The sequence below is a fragment of the Kordiimonas sp. genome, assembly GCF_048264555.1.
Lineage (GTDB): Bacteria > Pseudomonadota > Alphaproteobacteria > Sphingomonadales > Kordiimonadaceae > Kordiimonas.
This window is the reverse complement of record NZ_JBLXCX010000001.1, coordinates 232,981-256,175: the sequence shown is the minus strand read 5'-3', so window position 1 is coordinate 256,175 and position 23,195 is coordinate 232,981. Positions and strand designations below refer to the sequence as shown.

General features: G+C 54.7%; 28 protein-coding genes. 7 read left to right on the top strand and 21 right to left on the bottom strand.

Annotated features, from left to right (window positions below; genetic code table 11):
* Positions 1-8 precede the first annotated feature (8 nt).
* The 12 genes from ACN0XZ_RS01160 to pabB all read right to left on the bottom strand — a co-directional run bounded on the left by ACN0XZ_RS01160 (position 9) and on the right by pabB (position 10,464).
* Entirely contained in the window at positions 9-407 is a 399-nt protein-coding gene (locus ACN0XZ_RS01160; RefSeq protein WP_417455871.1) for an ExbD/TolR family protein, read from the bottom strand.
* A 10-nt stretch (positions 408-417) separates the two neighbouring features.
* A complete protein-coding gene (locus ACN0XZ_RS01155) occupies positions 418-1,032 on the bottom strand; it encodes an energy transducer TonB (protein WP_417455870.1) in 615 nt (204 codons plus the stop codon).
* Positions 1,033-1,194: 162 nt separating this feature from the next.
* Complete coding sequence (locus ACN0XZ_RS01150) at positions 1,195-2,553, bottom strand: tetratricopeptide repeat protein (protein WP_417455869.1); 1,359 nt, start codon at positions 2,551-2,553, stop codon at positions 1,195-1,197.
* 20 nt (positions 2,554-2,573) lie between these two features.
* The gene (locus tag ACN0XZ_RS01145; RefSeq protein WP_417455868.1) at positions 2,574-3,191 is read right to left on the bottom strand and encodes an energy transducer TonB; all 618 of its coding nucleotides are present in this window, start codon (positions 3,189-3,191) and stop codon (positions 2,574-2,576) included.
* The gene (locus tag ACN0XZ_RS01140; RefSeq protein ID WP_417455867.1) at positions 3,191-3,592 is read right to left on the bottom strand and encodes an ExbD/TolR family protein; all 402 of its coding nucleotides are present in this window, start codon (positions 3,590-3,592) and stop codon (positions 3,191-3,193) included. The genes ACN0XZ_RS01145 and ACN0XZ_RS01140 overlap by 1 nt, the downstream gene beginning before the upstream one ends.
* 60 nt (positions 3,593-3,652) lie before the next feature.
* On the bottom strand, positions 3,653-4,075 hold the full coding sequence (locus ACN0XZ_RS01135) for an ExbD/TolR family protein (RefSeq protein WP_417455866.1): 423 nt from the start codon (positions 4,073-4,075) through the stop codon (positions 3,653-3,655).
* Positions 4,076-4,097: 22 nt separating this feature from the next.
* Positions 4,098-4,625, bottom strand: a complete 528-nt coding sequence (locus ACN0XZ_RS01130; protein ID WP_417455865.1) for a MotA/TolQ/ExbB proton channel family protein — start codon at positions 4,623-4,625, stop codon at positions 4,098-4,100.
* Positions 4,612-5,976, bottom strand: a complete 1,365-nt coding sequence (locus ACN0XZ_RS01125) for a MotA/TolQ/ExbB proton channel family protein (protein WP_417455864.1) — start codon at positions 5,974-5,976, stop codon at positions 4,612-4,614. The genes ACN0XZ_RS01130 and ACN0XZ_RS01125 overlap by 14 nt, the downstream gene beginning before the upstream one ends.
* Positions 5,977-5,978: 2 nt before the next feature.
* A complete protein-coding gene (locus ACN0XZ_RS01120; RefSeq protein WP_417455863.1) occupies positions 5,979-6,755 on the bottom strand; it encodes a DUF3450 domain-containing protein in 777 nt (258 codons plus the stop codon).
* A gap of 640 nt (positions 6,756-7,395) precedes the next feature.
* Positions 7,396-7,590 carry a hypothetical protein gene (locus tag ACN0XZ_RS01115; protein WP_417455862.1) on the bottom strand — a complete coding sequence of 65 codons (195 nt, stop codon included), beginning with the start codon at positions 7,588-7,590 and terminating at the stop codon, positions 7,396-7,398.
* Positions 7,591-7,746: 156 nt separating this feature from the next.
* Complete coding sequence (locus ACN0XZ_RS01110) at positions 7,747-8,619, bottom strand: fumarylacetoacetate hydrolase family protein (protein ID WP_417455861.1); 873 nt, start codon at positions 8,617-8,619, stop codon at positions 7,747-7,749.
* 9 nt (positions 8,620-8,628) lie between these two features.
* Positions 8,629-10,464, bottom strand: a complete 1,836-nt coding sequence (gene pabB, locus ACN0XZ_RS01105; protein WP_417455860.1) for an aminodeoxychorismate synthase component I — start codon at positions 10,462-10,464, stop codon at positions 8,629-8,631.
* Between the two features lie 230 nt (positions 10,465-10,694).
* On the opposite strand from pabB, the gene ACN0XZ_RS01100 reads away from it, so the two are divergent.
* The 3 genes from ACN0XZ_RS01100 to ACN0XZ_RS01090 all read left to right on the top strand — a co-directional run bounded on the left by ACN0XZ_RS01100 (position 10,695) and on the right by ACN0XZ_RS01090 (position 12,923).
* Positions 10,695-11,639: a hypothetical protein gene (locus ACN0XZ_RS01100; RefSeq protein ID WP_417455859.1), complete on the top strand. Its 945-nt coding sequence runs from the start codon at positions 10,695-10,697 to the stop codon at positions 11,637-11,639.
* A 90-nt stretch (positions 11,640-11,729) separates the two neighbouring features.
* Positions 11,730-12,371, top strand: a complete 642-nt coding sequence (locus ACN0XZ_RS01095) for a LysE family translocator (RefSeq protein ID WP_417455858.1) — start codon at positions 11,730-11,732, stop codon at positions 12,369-12,371.
* A 51-nt stretch (positions 12,372-12,422) separates the two neighbouring features.
* Positions 12,423-12,923 (top strand): MgtC/SapB family protein, encoded by a 501-nt coding sequence (locus tag ACN0XZ_RS01090; protein WP_417455857.1) that lies wholly within the window; start codon positions 12,423-12,425, stop codon positions 12,921-12,923.
* Positions 12,924-12,965: 42 nt separating this feature from the next.
* Here ACN0XZ_RS01090 and ACN0XZ_RS01085 read toward each other — a convergent pair whose 3' ends face one another.
* Positions 12,966-13,358: an MAPEG family protein gene (locus ACN0XZ_RS01085; RefSeq protein ID WP_417455856.1), complete on the bottom strand. Its 393-nt coding sequence runs from the start codon at positions 13,356-13,358 to the stop codon at positions 12,966-12,968.
* An 87-nt stretch (positions 13,359-13,445) separates the two neighbouring features.
* On the opposite strand from ACN0XZ_RS01085, the gene ACN0XZ_RS01080 reads away from it, so the two are divergent.
* Positions 13,446-14,027 (top strand): SRPBCC family protein, encoded by a 582-nt coding sequence (locus ACN0XZ_RS01080; protein WP_417455855.1) that lies wholly within the window; start codon positions 13,446-13,448, stop codon positions 14,025-14,027.
* Here ACN0XZ_RS01080 and ACN0XZ_RS01075 read toward each other — a convergent pair.
* The 5 genes from ACN0XZ_RS01075 to ACN0XZ_RS01055 all read right to left on the bottom strand — a co-directional run bounded on the left by ACN0XZ_RS01075 (position 14,024) and on the right by ACN0XZ_RS01055 (position 17,857).
* Complete coding sequence (locus tag ACN0XZ_RS01075) at positions 14,024-14,203, bottom strand: hypothetical protein (RefSeq protein WP_417455854.1); 180 nt, start codon at positions 14,201-14,203, stop codon at positions 14,024-14,026. The two genes, ACN0XZ_RS01080 and ACN0XZ_RS01075, sit on opposite strands and share 4 nt — an antisense overlap.
* A 102-nt stretch (positions 14,204-14,305) precedes the next feature.
* Positions 14,306-15,262: a glycosyltransferase gene (locus ACN0XZ_RS01070; RefSeq protein ID WP_417455853.1), complete on the bottom strand. Its 957-nt coding sequence runs from the start codon at positions 15,260-15,262 to the stop codon at positions 14,306-14,308.
* A gap of 24 nt (positions 15,263-15,286) precedes the next feature.
* Positions 15,287-16,426, bottom strand: coding sequence for an acyl-CoA dehydrogenase family protein (locus ACN0XZ_RS01065; protein WP_417455852.1), 1,140 nt, complete (start codon positions 16,424-16,426; stop codon positions 15,287-15,289).
* Between the two features lie 171 nt (positions 16,427-16,597).
* Positions 16,598-16,933: a hypothetical protein gene (locus ACN0XZ_RS01060; protein WP_417455851.1), complete on the bottom strand. Its 336-nt coding sequence runs from the start codon at positions 16,931-16,933 to the stop codon at positions 16,598-16,600.
* 156 nt (positions 16,934-17,089) lie between these two features.
* Complete coding sequence (locus ACN0XZ_RS01055) at positions 17,090-17,857, bottom strand: hypothetical protein (RefSeq protein ID WP_417455850.1); 768 nt, start codon at positions 17,855-17,857, stop codon at positions 17,090-17,092.
* Positions 17,858-18,077: 220 nt separating this feature from the next.
* On the opposite strand from ACN0XZ_RS01055, the gene ACN0XZ_RS01050 reads away from it, so the two are divergent.
* On the top strand, positions 18,078-18,593 hold the full coding sequence (locus ACN0XZ_RS01050; RefSeq protein ID WP_417455849.1) for a hypothetical protein: 516 nt from the start codon (positions 18,078-18,080) through the stop codon (positions 18,591-18,593).
* 4 nt (positions 18,594-18,597) lie between these two features.
* Here the strand turns inward: ACN0XZ_RS01050 and ACN0XZ_RS01045 are convergent, their stop codons facing one another.
* From ACN0XZ_RS01045 to ACN0XZ_RS01035, 3 genes are read right to left on the bottom strand one after another with little or no spacing between them, the layout of a single operon-like run.
* Positions 18,598-19,125, bottom strand: coding sequence for a hypothetical protein (locus tag ACN0XZ_RS01045; protein WP_417455848.1), 528 nt, complete (start codon positions 19,123-19,125; stop codon positions 18,598-18,600).
* Positions 19,126-19,157: 32 nt separating this feature from the next.
* The gene (locus tag ACN0XZ_RS01040) at positions 19,158-19,457 is read right to left on the bottom strand and encodes an SCP2 sterol-binding domain-containing protein (RefSeq protein WP_417455847.1); all 300 of its coding nucleotides are present in this window, start codon (positions 19,455-19,457) and stop codon (positions 19,158-19,160) included.
* 54 nt (positions 19,458-19,511) lie between these two features.
* Positions 19,512-20,261 carry a hypothetical protein gene (locus ACN0XZ_RS01035; protein ID WP_417455846.1) on the bottom strand — a complete coding sequence of 250 codons (750 nt, stop codon included), beginning with the start codon at positions 20,259-20,261 and terminating at the stop codon, positions 19,512-19,514.
* Positions 20,262-20,600: 339 nt separating this feature from the next.
* Here ACN0XZ_RS01035 and ACN0XZ_RS01030 point away from each other — a divergent pair, with 339 nt between their 5' ends.
* Positions 20,601-22,061, top strand: a complete 1,461-nt coding sequence (locus ACN0XZ_RS01030; protein WP_417455845.1) for an EAL domain-containing protein — start codon at positions 20,601-20,603, stop codon at positions 22,059-22,061.
* A gap of 9 nt (positions 22,062-22,070) precedes the next feature.
* Positions 22,071-22,961 (top strand): TIGR01459 family HAD-type hydrolase, encoded by an 891-nt coding sequence (locus tag ACN0XZ_RS01025; RefSeq protein ID WP_417455844.1) that lies wholly within the window; start codon positions 22,071-22,073, stop codon positions 22,959-22,961.
* Positions 22,962-23,195 lie beyond the last annotated feature (234 nt).

Below are 23,195 nucleotides of genomic sequence, written 5' to 3'. Positions count from 1 at the left end.
AACGCCCATTACTCAACCAGAACCGCAATCCTTTCACTTGGCATGCCTGCTTTGCGTGCCTCGTCGTGCAGCCTGACAAAGGCCCCGGTCCGTGCTGACGGGTTCATCGAAATTAGCACCGGTGCTTTAGGGCGCAGCACGCTTTCCCCTTTGACGATAGGTTCCACCAGCCATGGATCGATGAGGCGGCCTGCATAGAAGAGGCGACTGTCGGAATCGATCCGGAACGCGATGGGTTCAAGCGGGGATTTCACCCCCTTGCCTTGGGCTACGTTGGGCTGAATGCCGGTCTCTCTTACAAAGCTGGCTGTTACGATGAAGAAGATCAGCATGATGAAAACAATGTCGAGCATTGGGGTCATGTCCACGTTTGTTCGAGCATGAAGTTTTGAGCGAATTTGTTTCATCACGTACCTCCTATTCTCCGCCGGCGAGTTCAAAAGCCATACGGAAACGCACTCCCTTTGAGGCATAGGCCTTGCCGTCCACCACAGTGGGTTTGTATTTAAACTTTGAGATAGCCGTCAGTGCGGCGCGCTCAAAATAGCCCTCTGGTGTGGCTTCAATGACGTGTGCGTCTGCCACGGTGCCGTCCTCTGTAACGGTGAATTCAACGACCACAGAGCCCTCGATACCACGCTCAAGCGCGCGGCGCGGGTATTGTGGTTGCACACGTACAAGCGGCAGGCGCTCGCCATCGGAAAAACCGAGCTGGATTTTCCGGTCGTTTGTCGCCTGAATAGGCCCCTGTGGGCGGGCACGGAGGTCAATCTCAAGGCCGCCACCGGGCGGTGTGCGAATAATCTCTGTTGGTGGGACCTCGACCGGTTCGGGCGGCGGGGGCAGGCGGTCTACCTCACGCACGGGGATGGTTGTTGTCTCTTCAAGAATATCGATGAACTTGAAGCTTGGCCCTTCATCGATGAGGTTTAAACCGTCGTTTTTCACGAGCGCCTGCATGAGGAAGAAGAGCGAGAATGTGCTCAGCATTGCACCGGTCAGTATCGGAAACACCCTAGCATATGATGTCATCATACCCTCCTGAATTGTTACTACATAACATTATCATGAGAGGGTATTAATAAAAAGTTATAATATAACTTTTTATTGTTGCGATAGGTGCAAAGTGACAGGTGCATAAACAAAAACGGCGCCCCGAAAGGACGCCGTTTGAACTCTTTATCGCATCAGGTCTTAGCCTTTGAGCATTTCCTCGCGGGCTTGCTCTGCTTTCAGGTAGTTGCGCCACTGAGTGATCATGCGCTTGTCTTTACGGTCTGACGCCATGCGGTTAGCCGTATCGAAAGCTTCATGAGCTTCTTTGAAGCGCTTCATCTCTGTAAGGGCCTGGCCTTTCTGCATCACCGAGGTCAGGCGCTTGTCAGCGTCTTTAGGGTCCTTGGTGTTTTTGAAGGCATCAACAACATTATCAAAGCTGTTGATAGCATCCGCATAGTGGGTCAACTGCATCTGCACTTGGCCAATCTGGAACCAGAGGTCACCGTCTGCTTCGCTTTTCGCTGCTGCAGTCAGTGGCTTCAGCGCACGCTCATACTCAGTTGCCATCAGGTAACATTGGCCGAGAGTGCGGTAGTTCTGTGCGGTTTTCTCGATACGGTCTTCCTTGAAGGCCTTCTCAAGAACCCACGCACATTTGATTGGCGCACCGCGCGCAAGCTGGATCTGAGCAACGTTCACCAGTTGAAGAGGCTTGTCATCAAGGAAACCTTGCTTGTAGGCCGCTTCGGTCAGTGAATAAGACGTCTTCTCATCGCCAAGTTCCTGATAAACACCCGCCAGCTGAATCCAGTATTGTGGCTTCGGCCAGTTGATGAGCAGGATCTCAAGCACATCGCGAACCTTGGTATATTGACCAAGTTCCCAGTGTGCGGAGAGAGCCATGCCGTACCAGGCTTCCTTAACTTCGACTGTATCCACAGCCTGAGCATCGGAAATTGCGCGGTAGATATAGGCAAGCGACTGCTCAAAGTTGGTCAGTGTGTAATAAACCTGTGCGATGAACACGAGGTGGTTAACACTGATAACTTCAGCCCGAGGCTCCCAAAGCTTCACATATTCGATGGCTTTCTGGTAGTTCTCTTCGCTGTAATACAGCTGAGCGAGGCCATAGATGATGTTCAGCTCAAGTGCTTCCGGAATGCTTTCCGAATATTGAAGGATTTGCTCGTAAGCACGGATCGTGCCTGCGGTGTCGTCCTCCTCATAGGAAATCATCGCCCGGAGCTGCCAGGCAACAGCACGCTCATAGTCGTTGATGCGTTTGCTCTCAAGAGTCTCCGTGAGGATATCTTTGGCTTCCACATACTCCTTGAGGTCCATTGCTTCCTGAGCTTTCTGGATCTTCTTGTGAATATCCACGCTCATAGCAGGCACTTTACGGGTTTTGGCCCGTGAAGCGTAGGATGATTCCTCATTCTCTTGCGCGAATGCTTTCCCCCCAAGAGAGGCGCCCTCAGGCATTGGCAGGGCCGCGAGGATCGCAGCAGTTGCCAAGGCCATAGGAAGGGACTTGATGGTTTCGATCATGTTCATGATGGTCTCCTGTCCCCCAATTAGTCTGCAAGGTCGAAGGAGAAGCGGTATTTAACACCGGTCACCTTCTGAGGTTTGCCGTTAACGACCTTGGGCTTGTATTTGAACTTCTCTGCAGCTTTTGTTGCAGCGCGTTCAAAATAACCTTTCGGCTCAGCTTCAAGGATGAGGATGCTTTCAGGCGGTACAGTACCGTCTTCATTCACCGTTAGCTCTACGATCACATAACCCTCAATGCCACGTTCCTGTGCACGGCGTGGGTACTGAGGCTGAACCCGTACCAGCGGCAGATAGTCACCATCCTGGCTTGGACCCAGATCGATGGAACCGAGGTCTACACCCGAACCGGAATTGGCGCGGCCGATAGAAAGGTTCATCTTGTTAGGACCGTCGATTTCCACCTGAGGTGTTTCCATCTCAGGCGGAGGTGCTTCCACCTCTGGCGGCTTTTCGACTTTACGCTCCATGCGCTGTGGTGGTTGATCGTCAATATCTTCCACAACATCGATGAAACGCAGCTGCTTGTCCTCATTCAGGTCTACTTCGTCATTGAAGGAAACCAGGCTTTGCATGAGGAAAAACAAGCCAAAGGTAACGCCAGATGCGGCAATGAGCGACGAAATTACACGTGTAATCATTATTGTCTCTCCGCTGCTATGGCAATTTTTTCAACGCCTGCGTCGCGTATGGCGTCGTATACTTTCATCACCAAACCGGCCTTCGATTCGATATCAGCCTGGATAGCAACAGTCCCTTTCGGGTTTTCGGCGTGTAGTTTCTCGATCGTCGTACGGACGCTGTCGAGAGCCACCTCATTCCTGTTGATATGGATCTCGTCGTTTGGCGTCACCGCGACAAGAATGCTGACTTGCTTTTGGGCAAGAGCAGTCTCGGCGTTCGGTTTCACGACGTCGACCCCGGCTTCCTTCACGAAGACCGCGGTAACGATGAAGAAGATCAACATGATGAACACGATGTCGAGCATCGGCGTCATGTTGATTTCAGCTTCCTCTTCTTGGTTTTGTGCGTGGTCTCGCATTGTTTTCTCCACTACGCCCCGAAGGGCGGCCCTTGAGGCGGGGGCTAGCCCCCACCGGCTTTATTTCTTCTTGGGCGTTACGACGATCTTTTCCCGCGGGATACCAATCTCGAGGGCATTGTCATAAATACGAATGACATTCCCTGTGAAAGCCCCTTCGGCAGCCTGAATAACAACCGGTGCTTCCGGGCGTTCCACGCTCTCTTTCTTGATTATCGAAGCAACAGACGAGATATCAATCGTACGGAAATCGTGACTGATACGGTTGTTGTTATCGATAATGAAAGCGATGGCACGCTTGTCGTCATCCGGTGGCGGAGGATCGTTTTGGGTATTGTTATCCTCCGGTTTGTTGATTTCCAGACCAGATTCCTTGGTAAAGGTGGCAGTTACGATGAAGAAGATCAGCATGATGAACACGATGTCGAGCATCGGGGTCATGTTGACTTCAGCTTCTTCTTCTGCCTTTGCGAATTTACGCATTGGTTAAACTCCAGTTCCTGGTCTAGTGATCAGTCGTCAGGCTATCTTCGAGACGCTCTGATTCGCGCTTAGCACGGCGTTCGATATAGGTGCTCAGGAATACGCCCGAGAGCGCCGCAACCATGCCCGCCATTGTCGGGATTGTTGCTTTTGATACACCTGCTGCCATGGCACGGGCGTTTGACGTCCCCTGCGAACCCATGACATCGAAAACCTCGATCATGCCGGTAACCGTACCCATAAGCCCGATAAGAGGGCAAAGAGCCACGAGCGTTTTGATCATACCCACACCCTGGTTCAGGTTGTGGTGGACCTCTGAGATCATGGCGATGCGAATTTTATGCGCATACCAGGACCGACGCTCGGCACGGGATTCCCATGCGTCAACAACACGATTCTTTTGCTTTTTGTACTCCAGCGCGAAGTACCAGAGCCGCTCAACGATTAGCACCCACATGATAAACGTGACCGCGAGGATCATGAGAAGGACGTCGCCGCCCCTCTCCATGAACGCACGGATCGCGTCGAATGCTTCATTAAGCGCTAGCATTCGCATGCTCCTTCTCTGCGTGTACAGCGATGATACCAGCGGATTGCTCTTCAAGTACGTGGATCACGGACTTGGAAGCACCGGCAACAAAGGCATGCAGCAGCAGAGTCGGGATAGCAACAACGAGACCTTCAACCGTCGTCATAAGGGCAGCGGAAATACCGGATGCCATCATGGTCGGGTCACCAGCACCGAAGAGGGTGATAGCCTGGAAGGTTTCGATCATACCGGTCACTGTACCAAGAAGACCGAACAGTGGAGCCACAGCGGAGATCAGTTTGATCAGTACCAGGAAGCGCTCAAGGGCAGGCGTTTCCTTAAGGATGGCTTCGTCAAGCTTGAGCTCAAGTGTTTCAACATCAACGTTTTTGTTGTTGTCGTAAACAGCGAGAACACGGCCCAGCGGGTTATCAGTGCTGACAGTGTCAGACTGGATCTGCCGGCGAACCTTGCCTTTAACAACCATGAGGTACAGCCACTGAAGTACAGCCATCAGAACACCAACCGCACCAAGTGCAAGCGTGATGTAACCAATTTCTTTACCTTGTGCGATACGCTCTTCAAGGGTTGGCTTCTCAACTTCCAGGTTCAACAGCTGACCACGTGTTGGGTCAATTGCAACGCCTGGCATGCCGGAGGAGGCACCCGTGAACGAAGAAACAGTGTCGGTAAAGCGGCTTGAAGGCTGACGCTGCAGTTCTTCAACAGAGCCGTCTTCCTTCAGGATAAAGAATTTGTCGCCGCTCATCAGCGCGAAGTCACCAACGCGTGTCAGAGGAACAACGTCTGTTGTGCCGTCAACCATGCGTACTTCATGATCGAAGGTAACAACTTCACCTGAACCGATAGATTCAATGATCATTTGAGCAGGCCATGAACGAATTTCGTCAAGCGTTGGCAGCTCGGCGCTGTCAGCAGCTTTAGCAACGAGATTGTCGATCTCAGCCATACGGTCTGGGTTGTCGATCGTTACGTGCGAGCCTTTGATAACCGCTTTCGCGTCACCAGCAGCTTGCTGAAGAACACCGAACAGCTCTTGCAACTGACCAAGACGGTCACGCTGGATTTCAAGCTGACGAGCAATTTCTTCTTCGTTTGTACGACGTGTCTCTTCGAGACGCGCTGATTCGCGCTCAAGGCGCTCTTGTTCGCGGCGTGCTTCGGCCAGCAGCGTTTGCTGTTGGTCTTTGCGTGCCTGGAACTCAGCTTCACGACGTTTATGTTCTGCAGATTCGGTTACGCTACCTTCACGTACTTTATTGAGAAGGGAACCGAGATCGGCGGTTTGAGCCTGGACGGCAACAGTTGCACCAAAGACCAGGACAGCAGCAGATGTCAGAATCTTTTTCATTATTACTTACCTTTCGGCGCCTGGATCGGAAGAACGACGATGTCATAAGGAACCTGGCGACGTGCCATCCGGATCATCTGTTTCACCGGAGTAGCAAACTCGGCGTCAAGCTGTTTCCAGCTGCCGGTTGACTTGTCCCAAGCCGCGCTCTCTTTGCCGTCTTTGGTCTGATAATAGAAACCAACACGACCGATACGAGCGAAGTTCACGCTACGGCCATCATCAAGGTTGGCTTCATATGAGTTCACCGTACGACCGTACTGTGTTTCAGCTTTGTAAGCTTCAAGCACAACACGGAAGCGCTCTGGGTCGCTTACGTTTGGATCGTCCATCGCGTCACGAAGGGACTCGATGCGAGCGAGGCGCTCTTCTTTTTGGAAAGGCACGTCTGCGTTGACGAACTCTTCGAGGTTCGAGATCATATCAAGCATCAACGGTGTGATCTGACGTTTAATTTCGTCGATCTGACCGATTGAGTTTTTGATTTTCTCGATCTCTTCTAACTGTTTGGTGATCACGCGGCGCTGTTGGGCATTGTATGCCTCCAGGCCCGCGTTGGTCTTAAGGACCGTTCTATATTCACCAAAAAGTTTGGAAGTGGCATCAGCAGTTTTATCAATGCGTTGCTGAGATTCCTGTGCGATTTGATTGGCCTGGTTGACCTCTTCTACGATCGACTTCAGGCGTGCATCTTGTGCGTTGGCAAGAGTTGCGCCGAGAAGGACCGAGGCAACCGCAGCCGTCGAGACAGCTATCCGTTTCACTTTAGCCTTATCCATTTTCTGCCCACATGGGTTTTAACAAAGCCGCAAGAAACTCTCTGACGAGAAAATCCTGCAGCGGATTAAACCTTGCAAAGATGATGTGCCGTTGGATGGTTTATCCGCTGGCCTCAAAACCTTTACCCTATAAAATTGGGAGCAAGCCAACATACAACAGAACCCGAAGCGAAATCGTTCGGTCTGACTGAATGTCGTTTCAAAAGGCTTTCCCGTACCTCTCCCAATTGTGCCGACCACCTCACGGATTAATTCCGCGTTATCTCTTTTGTATCTCGCCATCACATGTCCCTCCTCGGGGAGGCGGGAGGACGATTTTTATCATTAGTTCCGTGATTGATGTACTTGCGCACCTCGACCCCGGAATGAGATGAGCGGTCCGGCTCGGTGCCTATCATCCAAGAATCTTCTGTGATTCCAAGCAAAAATTTCACTTTTCGTCTCTGAAGGGGGGTCAACATATAATTTTACTGCTTTCGCTGTGGGAAATGATGGCAGTTTTGTATATGTGATAATATAACTTTTATCGAAAAAAGTCAAATGTTTAGAGGTGCATCGCCAGTAAGGGTTGTGATTTGCATCCAGCAGAATGCAAAAGATTGGAAATAAACCTAAGTTTATATTCGATGAGGAAAACGCGTTATTTTTTACGCTGCATTTCCCGAAGTGCCGCTACGACACCGTGCCACTGATTCTCATTGCTGATTTGCAGCGCATGCTCCAAACCCATGTGGCCTGAAAGACGACGGGCAAGGGCGCGACAGTCTTCAGAAATATTGCTGTCCTCAAAATCCGCAGTTGGCACTGCGGCTGAACTTGCTGATATTGGACTCATACTCATACACCTCAAACTTACCTAGCGAGCTGCCACGAGATCCTGTGAATTCCCCAATAACAGGCGATTCATGACTGCAACTATCCTAGCTCACAGTTCTAAAGAACGAGTTAATGCTTGGCTAAAAGTGAGGCGTTATTTGGGCGGCTATTGGGCCTATTGCGGCAAAACGTCCACGGCGGCGACTGTGACGCTGAGCGACTCGAGGCCTTCGATCTCGATATCAATTCTGTCACCATGGTTCAGGAACTCAGGTGGTGTACGTCCAGCCCCCACGCCTGATGGTGTGCCTGTCAGGATAATGTCACCGGGCTGAAGTTCTGTCATGGCGCTGATGGTGGCAATGACGGTTTCGATATCGAAGATCATGTCGGCCGTGTTGCCGTTTTGCTTTGCCGCGCCGTTCACGCTGGTCCGCAGATCGAGCTTGAGTGACGCCGGTAGTTGCGTGAGCGGTGTGATCGTGGGCCCCAGCGCGCCTGAGCGATCAAAGTTTTTACCAAGCGTGAACTGGCTGGTACGTTTCTGTAGCCTGCGCAGTGAGCCGTCGTTCGCGCATGTCAGGCCAAATACATGGTCCTTTGCGGCTTCACGCGAAATGGCACGCCCGGCTTTGCCGATCACCACGGCCAGTTCGCCTTCATAGTCGAAAGTGGATTCGCTTTTGGGATATTCAACTGTGCCGCCGTGGCCGACAAAACTTTGCGGGAAGCGCACAAAAATATCTGGTGCTGCGGGCCCACCTGGTGTGGTCATGCCCATTTCCCGGGCGTGGTCGGCGTAGTTTTTCCCAACACAGAAGATGCGGCTGGTTGGGTCGCACGCTGGCAGGAACGATACGCCTTCCAAAGGCTGCCACCCGCTGGCGTTTTGTGCGGCTTGTGCGAGGTTAGCCCAATCCGTGCGAGAGACCAGCGCGCCGATGCTGCCCGAAGCTTCAGCCAGAATGTTTGAGACAGGCAGGTATTTCCCCTCATATACGAAGGCGGGCACGGGGGCATAGTCAAGTTGAAGGCGGGCAAGGCGCATAGTGCTCTCCTAAATCTCTAGTGGGTCCAGCGTGACCTCGCGCAGACCGCGCACGCTATTGCCGATATATATAGTCTGGGCCGACAGAAGCATGGCTCTTGAAATTGGACGGACTTCAATTTTGTGATCGCTATCGCCGAGCAGGGCCGAACGTAAGATGCCGGGCAGTACACCAGCCTCGAGGGGCGGGGTATACCAGTGCCCGTCACACACAACAAATACGGTGCTGATAGCGCCTTCCGTTAGCTCATCACGTTCGTTGAAAAATAGTATGTCGGCGTATCCTGCCTGAAAGGCCCGCGCATAGGCACCGTCATACTGGCGGCGGTTCGTGGTCTTGTGCGCGAGAAAAGCATCTCGGGAAGAAACACGTTCCTTGGCCAGGCACACCTGCAGTGGCTCGGGCAGAGCAACAGGCAAAGGCGTGCTGGTGACGGAAACCGAGCCGCGCGGCCCCGACAGCACCCGCACCCTGCGGGGTAGATCATGGGCTTCAAAGGCAGCAGCATGGTCTTTGAGTGCCTCATTGAGGCCTTCGTCATCCACATGGAAATTAAAGTAGGCGGCACTTGCCTTGAGCCTGTGCAGGTGGGCGTCCAGCATATGATAGCTGCCGGATGTATCCAGCTTCATGGTCTCGATCAGCGAAAAATCTTCGGCTGCCTGCTGGGCGAATCGTGCCTTGAGCAGACACTCGTCATATTCATTTTCCGTATTGCTGTCTGCAACCACACCGCTTCCCACGTTCATGCGGCCTTTGCCGGTATCATCAAGCACAATGGTGCGAATGGGCACGTTGAGACACCAGTGTGCATCCCTGCTTGCCGCCCTGGGGCCGAAGTGCCCGATGGCGCCGCAGTAGATGCCGCGGGGTGACTTTTCAAGCTCACTAATAATCTCAAGCGCGCGCACCTTTGGCGCGCCGGTGACAGAACCACAAGGGAACAGCGCGGCCAGCAACTGGGACGGTGTCAGATCATCCTTGGTTTCAGCGGTTACAGTAGATGTCATCTGGTGCAGGGTCGGGTAGCGCTCCACCTCAAAAAGCGCGGGCACGTCCACACTGGCGGGCAGGGCAACCCGGCTGAGGTCATTCCGGATCAGGTCAACAATCATCAGGTTTTCCGCGCGGGATTTGGCGTCGGTGCGCAGGAAGTTTGCTTGCGTGGCATCCTCGTCGTTGGTGCGCCCACGCGGGGCCGTGCCCTTCATGGGGCGGGACATCAGTGTGCGCCCTTTGCGCTCCACAAACAGTTCAGGCGATAGGGACAAAACCCGCCAGTCACCGGTGTCGATCAACGCCCCATAGGGCACGGGTTGGTTTCGCCTGAGGTCTTCATAGAGCGCGAGAAAATCACCGTCGAGCGTGGCTGGCAGCTCGAACGTATGATTGATCTGATAGACATCACCCGCTTCAATATAGTTATGGATGCGCGCTAGCGCCTCGCCGTAGCTGTCGCGGGTCTCGCGGCTCGTGCCGAAGCTGAGGTTTGAGGCCCGCCCGTTCCCTCGCCGCGCCTGCAAAAATATATCCGTCAGTTCATGGGGGGTAAGCTCAAGTCGGTGCTCTGTTGCCATCATCCACACAAGCGGCTCATGTGCCGTGGTCGTAATCACCTCTCTCAGGCGAGGCTCAAAATATGCGGCACATTCATATGCGGTCCAACCTGCCAGGTGCAGGCCTTCCTGCTGCAGGGCATCAATGCGCTCAAGGGCCGAGCCCACCTCATCAAAGGTATGCGCGGTGACAATTTCCCGTGGGCTATGAAACAGGAGTGACCGCCCCGCCAGATGCGGGGGTCTGCTGTCATCAAGCAGAACAAAAGGGCCCTGTCTCAGGTTCACTGCCGTCACGTGTTTGCCTCGGTAGAAAGTCTGGTGGCCCAAGGGCCTCGCGGGCACCTTATGTGCCGATGACGCGCCCGCGTCAACATAGAGTGATGTTCTTGCCGGTGAACCTGTTGATGAAGTCAATCGGCGTTGCAGAAATGTGAACTGGTTTCACGTGTTGCACTGCACAGAATAGTCGGCCAGAATGATGCTGTCGGCTAGATAGATTGAGCATGATATTACCCATGAGAAAACCTAAAGCGTTTTTTTTACCGTCGATCCTCAGTCGTAGACGCCGGTTGATCGAGCCAGGTCGCGTTTTCCAGCTATTATGGGTACTGCTGTTCAGTGTCATCAGTTCTGATGCATCACCAGCGAATTCTGCGGAAGGGGAGGGCGACGCCCGGCCGCTTGTCCACTGGTACAGTTTCAACTATCCGCCCGCCTTTATTATGGATGGCCCTTTCAAGGCTCAAGGATATCAGGACCAGATCCTTGACTATTTCGAAGAACGGCTGGTCGATTTCCGTATCCGTCGCCATGAGACAGCGCTCGCGCGTGTTATCGCTAATGTCCGGTATGGAGAAGCTGCATGTGCAAGCGCCTTGGCAAAGACGGAAGACCGGGCGCGTTTCATGGTTTTTTCTGAACCTATTTTAACCTCGCTCCCTCTGCGTCTGGTGGTAAACAGCACGCGCAGTGATGAGCTTAAACAGCTCGTGAATGAGCACGGAAGAATTGGGCTGCCGCAGTTGGCCGCTTTGGAGGGCTTGTCGGGCGCGGCAGTAAAAGACCGAAGTTATGGTCCACATATCGACCCCTGGATGCATGTCGCGCGGGAGAAGGGCGATTTGCACGTTGCCGCGCGGTCGGAACTTGCGTTTCTGATGCTGGCGCGGGGCAGGGTGGACTATACCTTCGGCTATCCGGATGAGGTTGGTTATTTCATGCGCTTGCATGAGGGCAAAGACATGATGGATACGCTGACCACCTTACCCCTTGAGGAGGAAACCATACTTGTTGAGAGCTATATCGGCTGTAGTGTGGACCCGGTAGGCCAGCAGGTCATCAACGCTGTCAATCAGATCATGCAGGACAAGCAGCATGACAATGCCCTGCTGGTACAGCCCTATCTTCAATGGATCGATGCCGCCGCTCAACACGACCTACAGACAGCGCTTCAAAAATAGTTGGGAAGCCTAGATCCCTGCATTGAACGCCTTGTCTGGATGCGGCACTATGGCCAGCGAATTTATAACTTGCATGCAGAGGGCTAAGCCATGCCGTCTTTTGAGCACCTGATACCGTTTTTTATAGCGACCGCCATTTTTGCTTTTGTGCCGGGCCCGGCCATTCTTTATACGGCCGCGCAAACATTGGCGCGCGGGCGCCGTGCGGGATTTATGGCGGCGCTTGGTATTCACCTGGGCTGTTATGTGCACGTATTTGCCGCAGCCCTTGGGCTTTCAGCCATCTTTGTGCATGTGCCCCTGGCCTATACCGTGGTGAAAATTGTGGGGGCTATTTACCTCGTCTGGCTTGGTATCAGCCTGATCAGGCAGAAGCTCTCCGGCGCGGTGGCTGACGAGGGCGTATCCACAAATATGCCCAAGTCGGCCCGCCGGGCTTTTATCGAAAGCATGTGGGTTGAAATCCTCAACCCCAAAGTGGCGATATTTTTTATCGCGTTTCTGCCGCAGTTTGTTGACGCTGGGGCGGGCCTGCCCGTGTGGGCGCAGTTCCTTTTGCTCGGTGCTTTCGTGAATATCTCCTTCAGCACGGCGGACGTGATGGTGATCCTTGCAGCAGATAAGGTTGCACGGAAGATGAAATCCTCTGGCGCGGGCGCGAAGCTCGTGCAGGCATTGTCGGGTGCGACGCTTATCGGCCTCGGGGCGAGGCTCGCGCTTTCCGAAAAGTAGCGAGGGTGGGCCTGCCTAGATTTCGTCAAGAAGCGCTGCCATGCTTGGCGTATGGATTATATATTTGACGAACTAAGTTTGAGCATTGTCTCAGGGCGAGAGCTCCTGCTGCGGGTTGGGCTCGCGATGCTTTTCAGTGCGGTGATCGGCCTTGATCGGGACCGTAAGAAAAAACCGATGGATTTTCGCGCCTTCATGATCATCGCGGCCAGCAGCTGCATCCTCGCGGTTATGGGGCAGGAGCTTTATGCGGATTATGCCCATGTGGGGGAACCCGTGCTCGTAGACCTCTCCAAAATTATCTCAGGTGTGATGACAGGCATCGGGTTTCTGGGCGCAGGCGCGATCCTCAAGCGGGGGGATGATGTGGTTGGTACCGCGACGGGCGCCAGCATATGGGCGTCGGGCGCTATAGGCCTCGCGCTTGGCTTCGGGTTTTACCTCCTCGGCCTCATGGCATTTATCGCCGTATCGCTAACACTGATTGTTGGTGGTCTTTCTGTGCGGACGGTGAGAGGCGAAACCGATGAAGAACGCGGGAAAGCATCCTGACCCTATTGTGCTGGAGGCGCAGGTGCGCCTCCAAACTATGGCTTAAGGCAGCAGGTTGTAGCCGTCCAGCAGGCCCAAGATGGAGGCCGCAAGGATTGCGAGCCAAGAGAGCACAGTGCCCCAGAAGCGGAACGGATTGAGGCCCTCAAAGCGCCCGAAGGTCAGGCCATGCATGAAGCGGCCAACAACAAAGGCGCCTGCAAGCACAAGAAGCAGCACAGGATTGACCTCGCGGAACTCCAGAAGCCCGAGAAGGATCAGAAAGAATGGCGCAAATTCTGTCAGGTTGCCGTGCGCGCGAATGGCGTTGGCGAGCATTTCATCGCCACCATCACCAATTGAGACCTTGGCACGTTGCCGGTTTTTTGAAACTCTGACGGAAAGATGAATAAGAAGCAGACCTAAAAGGCTTGCAGAAATAAGGGTGATCGTCATATGCCCTCCCCAGACATCATCCGCTGCAGGGATTGCAGCTAGGGATAAAACTGGGGTGGTGGCGAAGGTTGGTCAAGGGGAATGGCAGTGAAAGACCGTTTTAGAGACTGGAATCTATATCATAAATCGGTGGTGGCGGCGCTGGTCGCTTTTGGCGTCAGTATTGTCGTCCGCCTGATTCTGGTGATTGATGCCGGTTTTGAAATTTCAGAAGAAGCGGTGTTGCCCTATAGCGCGGAAGCCATCTGGCCATGGGTCACAAACGACGAAAACCGCGAACGGTGGCAGGCTGAACTTATTGATCTTCAACGCCTCAAAGGCAATGAGCTTGAAAATGGCGCAACCCGGCTCGTGTTCTGGAAAAAGCAAGGCAAGCGCTGGCACGCCATGGAACAAACCAGCGAGGTGCTGCCGGGCCGCGTATTTGCGACAATTCAGGAATCAGACAATGACCAGCGCTGGTTTCGTATTGAGCTTAAACCCGAAGGGCCATGTTCGACCCGCGTATCCATCTCTGAGGTTATTCGCCCAAAAGCCTATAATGCGCGTTTCTGGTTTTTCAGGGAATCGGGCGATCATCAGGAAAAATGGGGCACATCGCTGGAGGCGCTTGAGCGCTGGCTTGGAAAAAGGGCCCCTGCGTGTGTGGCGGAAGGTGGGGAGCCTTAGGCGCCAGCTACCTCAAAGTCGGTAAATTCCCATTCATCAATGTTTTCCATCTCGGCCAGAAACAGGTTTTCTGCAGCCACAACGGCTTCTTCTTCCGTGCTGGCATTGACCTCGGTAACCCAATAAAAAGTGCCGTGAGGCAGGTTTGCTTGCAGGGTGACTCTCTGACGGGCCATTGATGTTTCCTTCTTTAGCTCTGGGCGGGTGCTTGGCACCCAACTTTTGCCCGGTCTAGCATGAAGCAGGGCGCCCTGCAATCAGAGTTGGTGCGGTCGGTTTCACGCTTCGGGAGTGATGCTTTCCTTGCGCCGAAACGCATCGTTCAGTTCATGGAAATAGGCCATGGGGTGGCGCTTCACAGATTGGAAGACTTTTCTGGCGCTATGCACAAACGACCGGCGGCTATCAAACACCTGTTTGGCTGATTTCCCCTCCGGCAAAGCGTCAAGAAGCTTGAAATATGGTGCTTTCTCTTGCGCGTCAAAAAGGATCTCCGCCGTGGCCAGCTTGTTGAAGTGGAAGTATTTCACCTTGTCCTTCCACGGCGCGCCGCGCCCGTCCCTGTATATGTGGCCAATCTCAACGTCCCGGATCAACTGGCAGTTCCCGCCTGCGAGCCATGTCTTGATGCTGATGAGCGCTTCTTCCCCGCCATATCTGTGTAGCCCCCTGTAGCCGCCAATGCTGAGGAAAAAATCACGGTTTACTGCGTAGTTGCCACCCAGCACACAGGGCACATACGCGGGGCCAGCCCCCTCAAGGGGGTAGATATTCCAGTCTGGTTTCAGCGCGGCGTTAAAATCGTCGGCCATGAAAATCATGCTCGCACCGTGCCCGGTGGGCGCGCCGGACGGCTCGCCACCCGGTTTAAGCGGTTTGCTTTTGGTGCAAAAAAGAGTGGTCGGGTTCTGGGCAATCATTTCATTGACGATGATATGCCAGCCGCGCTCATAGAAGCGCATATGAGCGTCAAGGAAGATAACATTCTCGGTCTTGGCCCAGCTCGCGCCTTTGTGGCGGCTATGCGCTGGGCCGATCTGGTTTTCGTTCAAGAGGTAACGGCAACCATAGCGGTCCGCGACCGTTTCATAGTCCCGTCTGTCATCTGATGCATCATTGATGAGCAGAATGTCGATATCGTCGCCGCAGGTATCGCGAAGCCCCTGAACCGTGATCTCAACCTCTTCACCCTCATTGGCAAAACAGATGACAGCGGTAAGGGCGGGAAGCGACATAAAACCTGCTTGAATATTGTGGCTCTATAGAGAGCGACCGATAAGTTCCTTCATGATCTCAGACGTGCCGCCATAGATACGCTGTACCCGGCTATCGGTGAAATGGTGAGCAATTTCATACTCTGCCATAAAGCCGTAACCGCCATGAAGCTGCACGCAGGTGTCCACGATACGGCCCTGCATCTCGGTGGTCCAGAGTTTTGACATGGCACCGCCCACAGCGTCGAGCTCGCCTTTCACGTGGCGGGCGAGGCACTGGTCGATAAAGGCCCAGCCAACATCAATCTCGGTTTTCATTTCCGCGAGTTTGAAGCGCGTGTTCTGGAACGCAGCGATGGGCCGCCCAAAAGCCTGGCGCTCTTTCACATAATCAAGCGTGATGTCAAACGCGCGCTGGGCGCCCGCCATGGCAATAACACCGATGGAGAGCCGCTCTTGCGGCAACTGCTGCATCAGATACATAAAGCCCGCCCCTTCATGCCCGATGAGGTTGGTGGCAGGCACACGCACTTCGTCGAAAAACAGCTCGGACGTGTCCGATGAATGCTGGCCGATTTTCTCCAGGTTGCGGCCACGGCGGAAACCCTCCCGGTCGCATTCCACTACCACGAGGCTCACTCCCTTGGCCCCTTCCTTGGGGTCGGTTTTACAGGCCACAATCACAAAGTCGCAATTCTGGCCATTTGAGATGAAGGTTTTGGAGCCATTGACCACATAGTGGTTGCCGTCCAGCTTAGCGGTGGTTTTGATGCCCTGCAGGTCACTGCCGGTGCCGGGCTCGGTCATGGCGATAGCACCAACCATCTCGCCGGTCGCCATTTTGGGCAGGATACGTTCCTTGAGGTCGTCTGAGCCGTAGTGCAGCAGATATGGCGCAACAATGTCTGAATGCACAGCAAGGCCTGCGCCGCCCGCGCGGTTATAAACCTGCTCCTCATTGATGATGCAATTGAGGCGGTAGTCACCGCCAACACCGCCATACTGCTCCGGTAGCTGAGGGCACAGGATGCCCGCTTCGCCTGCCTTGTTCCAGAAGTCGCGTGGGACCTGCCCGGCTTTCGACCAGTCTGCCGCATGTGGCGTGGCTTCCGCTTCAAAAAATTTACGGACAGCATCGCGGAAAATATGATGTTCTTCATCATAAACGGCACGGCGTGCAAGCATGGATCATCCCCTCTATTTCCTTGTTGGAAATGAAGATGGGGCGAGGGATGCGGGCTGTCAAATTTTATGGACGGTACAGTCCAATAATGGGCGGGATATTGGGAGGGAGATACAAAAAAGGGGCCCATGAAAGCCCCTTGCTGTTTACTCTGAGGTGATGCGCTGTTCGTCTTAGCTGTCCTGACGGCGGTAAGCCCGGATCGCTTCATTGAGCTTCACCTGCAGGTCGCGGCGTTCGTTGTGGATCTTGGTCAGGTCCTCGTCCCAGCGGGCTTTCTGCTCTTTGGTCAGGTAAGGCAGGATGTTTGGCGCGCGCTGGTCCATGCACGTCAGGTATTCATCAACGGTGCGTGAGAAGGCAAGCACAGCGTCACGGGCGTCGCGGATATCATCGGCGGTTGCGCGGCTTCCGTCTGGCACGGGCGGGTAATCCAGCGGTGGTTCGCCACAGTCCAGCGCCATGGCTGGCAGGCTTCCAAACAGTGCAGCGGCAAATACAAGAGACATATGTTTTTTCATCGGTGCACAATTCCTTTGTTTAGTGCGGTACTCAAGCCCAACTGGCGGTATCTTACAGAATTTGTTCGCTCGCGCAATATCCCGAGACACCCGGCCACGCGGGCGCGAAAAGGGCAGGTTTCCACCCTTTTCACCTGGTTCTGATTATTCGCTCTTTGCGGCCTTTTTAGGGGCGGCTTTTTTAGGCGCAGCTTTTTTCGCGGCTGGCTTTTTGGCTGCTGCTTTTTTTGCTGGCTTTGCTTTTGGTGCGTCTTCCGCATCATTCGCGGCAGCGGGTGCGGCGTCAGCGCCCGCTTGCGCCGGTGCTGCAGCTTGCGCTGCTTCCTGCGCCGCCTTCTGAGCTTCCATTGCTTGGCGGCGGGCTTCGTCTTCCGCTTTCGCCTGCTCAGGGAACATCTGCCGGTAAACTGTGTTCACGCGGGTGGCAACGTCTGTCAGCGCGTTGGCAACGGCTTGCAGGTTATAGGCAACACCGCGGTACCAATAGATGCGTGCAGCCGGGTTGTAAGCGCGGTAGATGCAGGCATCTGGTGTTTTGCCGTCACCAACCGTTGCAGGGTCACCCACAAAGTCAAAAATAACCTGCTGACCACGAGTGGCTGTGATCCATTCCTCGAGCTTCTCGTCAGAACGTTCCCACAGTTCGCAAAGGCGACGGTCGTTCAGCGGATGCTTCTCAGGCAGTTGGAGTACTTTCCTTAGCGCTTCGCCGCGTGTGCGGGCGCGGGCACGTGTTGGCCACAGCACGGAGGCAATTTGGCTGCCGGGAATGAGGATCATTTGGCCACCATAGAGGATGCCGGACCCCATGCGGTTCGTCATGGCCTGATTGAAGATATTGAATGACGCTTCAGCGTGCAGGCACTGGTTTCTAAGTTCGTGAATGTAAATCGCGAGGGTATTATTATCCATGTCAACTTTTCGCTTTTATCTTGAGTTTTATCAGTGAGCCCCCCTTTAGCACCTTCCCTCTCTGCCGAGCAGGTAGCCAGAACACACCGTTTGCGGCTTGAGCGATAGCACAGCAATCGGGGGCATTCCAGCAACTATTAGCGGCTTTGTGCGGTTCTGCGTTGCCTTTTGGGGGCATTGCGCGGTAAATTGGGGTGGGTGAAAATTTTTGGGTGCTTGAATGGCGGATGCAACATTTGCCATGCGGTCGCAGTCTGCGGCCCCTATAACACGTTCGGAACGGGCAAGCGCCCGGCCTTCTGGGGCAAGCGAAGTGCGCTCTGGCGAGTTTTCCCGTGGCCTGTCATCCGGCACATCTTCCCTGACATCAGCATCGGCCACAGCGGCGGTTTTGCAGGACAATAGCCCAAGGCCGGGCAGTGGGTTGCTTTCAACCGGTGTGCAGTTTGCGCTGGCGGAAACCAGAACCCAGGAAGCAAGTGCGCCGCTGCCGCCCATCTCAAGCCTTGGCCGCGCGCGGGACAGTTACCTCAACGTGCAGGCAAGCGTGCGGGAGACCATCGCCCTTAACCGGCAGTTCGCAGCGCTTACCGCACAACCGGATGCGGGTGAGCAAACCGAGGCGGCGCCAGCCAGTGCCTCCGGCAGACTTGACTACGGCTCAAGCGGCAGCACAACCGCTGCGAACCCTTACGCACGCCACGGCGATGACGAGTTTGATAGCGATAGCTATTGAGTGTTTAGCCCGCGAGGCGTGACGAGATCATCCTGATCCAGCGTGTCACCCGTTCTTCATGATCCTGCGCCTTGCTGTCGCCAACCGGTGTGCGGCTGAAAATCACCAGTTCGCTCGCATAGTTGCCTTTGTCGATGATGCGGACAGTAACAACAGACGGCAGGCTTTCACCGGGCAGGCGCTCGGTAAAATCAAACTGGTTTGCCATGGGGTCGAACCGGAAGGTCCGCACCGTGGGCATATTGTCGGTGTAATCTGCGATGGCGAGGCGAAGGGTCTGGGCGTCTACCTCAAACTGTGGGGCGGGGCCGTCGACCTCCGCGTTTTTGCACAGCTCTTTGTCGCACAAAAGGTAGCTTGGGTCGTCAAACGCGCGGCTTAGCACCGCGAAGTCAACGGGGGGCAAAGTGCCTTCCTTGCCCCCAAAGATTTTATCGCCGCCGCCGGTTTGCACAAGGATGTAAAGACCAACCCCGGCAAGGATAACAAGGACACTGAGCCCTATGGCAGCACTGCGAAATTTCTCAAACATATCAACCTGTTATTTTGGCTGTTATTTTTAGTTTACCCAAGAATGGAGCCAAGCTGCATTGCAAGGCTCATGTCGCCTTCTACACGCAATTTGCCGGTCATGAAAGCCATCTGTGGGTTGAGGTTGCCTTCAGCGATCTGGACAAAATTATCCATGGTGACCTTCACGGTGCAGTCCGCTTCCGAATCGGCATTGTCCACAACCGTTGGCGAAGATTTACCGTCGATCCGCACCACGCCGTCATCACCAAAATCAAACTTGATGATAGCGGTGAGGGGTGAGTGTGCGCCAATGCGAGTGCGTAGCTCATTGGTGATTTTTTCTAGTGACATAGTGATCTCCCTGATGAATTTGGTGAATATTGGACGCCTCAGTCCAGAAATCAATCAGTTATTGCCGTCATCGTCTTTTTCGTCAGACTTCTTCTTCAGCTTGCCCACAAGGCCGCCGATGCCTTTCTCAAGGGTGCCGCGTGCATCATTGGCAATATTCTTGAGCTTATCCGGGGCGTTAGCGGTGATCAGAGCTTTCGCGATCTGGGGCTGCAGCACATCCATCACATGACGGGCGATCTCGCCGGGGGCCAAGCCTTTTTCATCGGTACCAAGGTTGGTGAGCGTGAAGTCAGCAAGCTTGATACGCTCGTTCACATCCATCAGGCCACCCTCTGTTGAGACCGCAACTTCAGGTGCTTTCACCACCATTTCCTTGATGGTCAGCGTAACGCTTGACGGCGCGGTATCTTCGCTGGCGGTGTAGCCGATGCCTTTTTGCAGGGCGTCAAAATTGGTGAGTTTGCCTTTGGTGCGGGCATCAAGAACCGGGGCTTCAATATACATGCGGTCGATAATGATATGATCCGACATCAGCGTTTTGGTCTGGAGCTGCAGATCAAAAGCCCCAAGCGACGCGATCGCCCCTTCACCAAACCCTTCAGGCTGGCCGATCGTAAGTCCTTTGATGCCCACCTTGCCGGAGAAGGGGGAGAGGCTGACGCTATCAACTTTCACATCCACCTTAAGCACATCAGGCCCCGTGGTCTCAACGCCGGTTTTGACAATAGAATCAAGCTGGTAATAGGCATAGGCCGCCCCGCCAACGATCAAGACAAGGAGCAGAAGGAAAAACTTTTTCATCTTATCGGTCTCCGTCGCAATGTGCTTTTCAACGCATAGTGTCAGATAGGCTCCCATCCGGCCCATGACACGGGTCTCATGCAAACGCTCTTAGCATAACAATTGGTGAGGGGGTATAAAAACACCACCCGGGGGGCGCTTCTTTACGCCACACAGGTGGCATAAGTGTGACGGTTTTTGTGGCGCGAGTGTGGCGTCTTTTTTCGGCAAAACTTCAGGGTTTCCGCCAATAATGCGTTTTGAGGTGTGGCGCGCCACAACAAAAGTCTTAACCTCGCCTGTTCCATGTGCCAGCATGGGCACCAAGCACAAAGGGCTAAGGAAAGGGATACGAATTTCATGGCGCTTGTAACACAGCTTTTGCTGCTGGTTTCCTATGCGGTTTTGGGGGTTGCGGTTGCTGTGATCCCGCCTCGGGCCTTTGACTTTGCGGCCGATGTCTCCATGGCGCTTGGCATGATGGTGTTTTTTGGTGCCTGGCAACTGCAAATGTGGTTGATCAACCGCCGCGCGGAGTTGAGCGCGGACGAGCGCCTGAGCAAGCTTGAAGACATCACCACCATCCTACGAAAAGACCTGGAACGCACCCGCCGCCACGGTGAAAAGGGTGACGAGAAGAGCGACCAACTGGTGTCTGAGCTGAAGGTTTTGCACACGCTTCTCACCCAGGTGATGGAGCGCGAGGTTGAGTTCAGCAGCAAGAAATCCAAAACCAAGCCTGAGAAAAAATCCGGCAGCGATGAGGAAGCGCTGGCGCTGAGCGCGGATACGGAAGTGAAACCTGCTGCCCGCAAGCCTGCGAAAGCTGAACCCGAGCCCGAAGAGGAAATGGAACCCGCCACAGAGGAAGAGCTGGAAGCGCTGGAGCTGACACCAGAGGAAGCCGCGATGGCGGTGGTGGATGAAGGCACCGATGAGGTTGAGCGCGAAGATGCTGACGCTGCCGCAGGGGATGTTGACCCGAACACGCTGGATGACACCACACCGAAGCCGGTTGGCAAGGCCACCCCGCGCGGCATGACCCGCAAGAAAGCGCAGATCAGGATCATCAAGCGGGAAGATCAGCTCCTTTCTGTGGTGCGCAACTCGCTGTCTGAAAACCGGGTAGACCTCTACCTGCAACCCATCGTGAGCCTGCCCGCGCGCCACACCAAACATTATGAATGTTTCTCCCGCGTGCGGGATGATGAAGGCCGTATCGTACTGCCGCGCCAATATATGAAGGTCGCGGAAAGCAAGGGCCTTATCGGCACCATTGATAACCTGCTTCTGTTTCGGTTGATCCAGCTTGTGCGCCGCATGGGCAAGCGCAGGCCCGGTGTGCGTTTCTTCTGTAATATGTCGAAGCACTCCATGGCGGACGAAGAATTTTTCCCGCAGTTTATCGACTTCATGACCTCGAACGAGGAATTCCGGGACCGCTTGGTGTTTGAAATAAGCCAGGCCGACTACCTGAGCCTTGCCGGCGAGGTGAAAGACAGGCTGCTCACCCTTGGGCGCAAGGGTTTTGGTTTCTCGATGGATCTGGTGAAAGATTTCAATCAGGACTTTGCGCTCTTGGGTGACAGGCACTTCCAGTTTGTGAAATCCGACCTTGGTGACCTGATGGCCAGCCACCCCGATGACGGTGACGTGGAGGCGGTTAAATCCTTCCTGCGCCGCAAGGGCATGGAGCTGATCGTCAGCCGGATCGAGAGCGAAGACATGGTCTTGCAGGCCCTTGAGAACAGGGTCGAATTTGCGCAAGGCTACCTGTTTGGCGAGCCGACCTCCGCCAATGATATGAACCGCGAACTCTGAGAGTAATTTATGCCCAACAGCATTGGTGCGACGGTTGCCCTCAGCGGTGGCCTAAGCGACTTTAAAGATGATCTGTCTCTGGTGATTTGTGACCTATGGGGTGTGATGCACGACGGTATCACGCTCAACGAGGGTGCCGTGCATGCCATCGCCGAGGCGCGCGCCCACGGCATTAAAACCGTATTCCTCTCAAACGCGCCACGCCCGCGCACCCATGTGCGGGATATGCTCGAGAAGATGGGCCTGCCCATCACGCTTAATGATTATATCGTCACGTCCGGCGGGCTCGCCCGCGATGAGGTGCGGGAGCGCTACAGCGGTGCGCGGCTATACCATATGGGGCCGGAAAGCGACCACAACACGGTGGATGGCCTGCCGGTCGAGCGGGTGAAAACGCCCGATGAAGCCGATATCATTTTGGCAACAGACCTGGATTTTTTTGAGGTTGAAACCCACCGGCCCTGGCTTGAGGGGGCGGCTGCGCGCGGTGTACCTTTCCTGTGCGCGAACCCTGACCGCGTGGTGCATGTGGGGGAGAAGCTCTACCTGTGCGCTGGCTCTATCGCAGACCTCTATACCGAGATGGGCGGCGAGGTGCACTGGTTCGGTAAACCCATGGCCAGCGCGCTGACCTCCTGCCTCAAAGAGGTGGGCCTCGCGCCCGACACAGCGCCTGAGCGCATCATGATGATTGGTGACAGCCTGCAAACCGATATGGCAGGGGCAAAAGCCGCGGGCTATAAGGGCCTGTTTATCGCGGGCGGCATTCACCGCCGCGAGCTGCCTGAGCTTTATAGCGCGGCCCGAGGCGCAGATAAGGTGCCTGTGGGAACCTTCCAAAACATATTCGGCGCGGGCAAAGCTGTTCCGCACGCCGTTCTTGAGAGCCTGGTTTGGTAGGTGTGAAATTTTGAGGTTGGCGCTGCGCGCGGACCATACCGACCTAAATCGAGGCTACGCCCAGTGCACTGTTCTCCTTCGTGTCACCCCCGCGCGGGCGGGGTCCATGAAATGGTGGATGACTGTTCTTGGATGCTGCCGGTTCACGGATACCCTTGCCTCGCGGCTATGGCCGCTCGCCGGGTATGACGGTGAGGGCGGGGGCAGGGGTGGGCACCGCACAAAACAAAACCC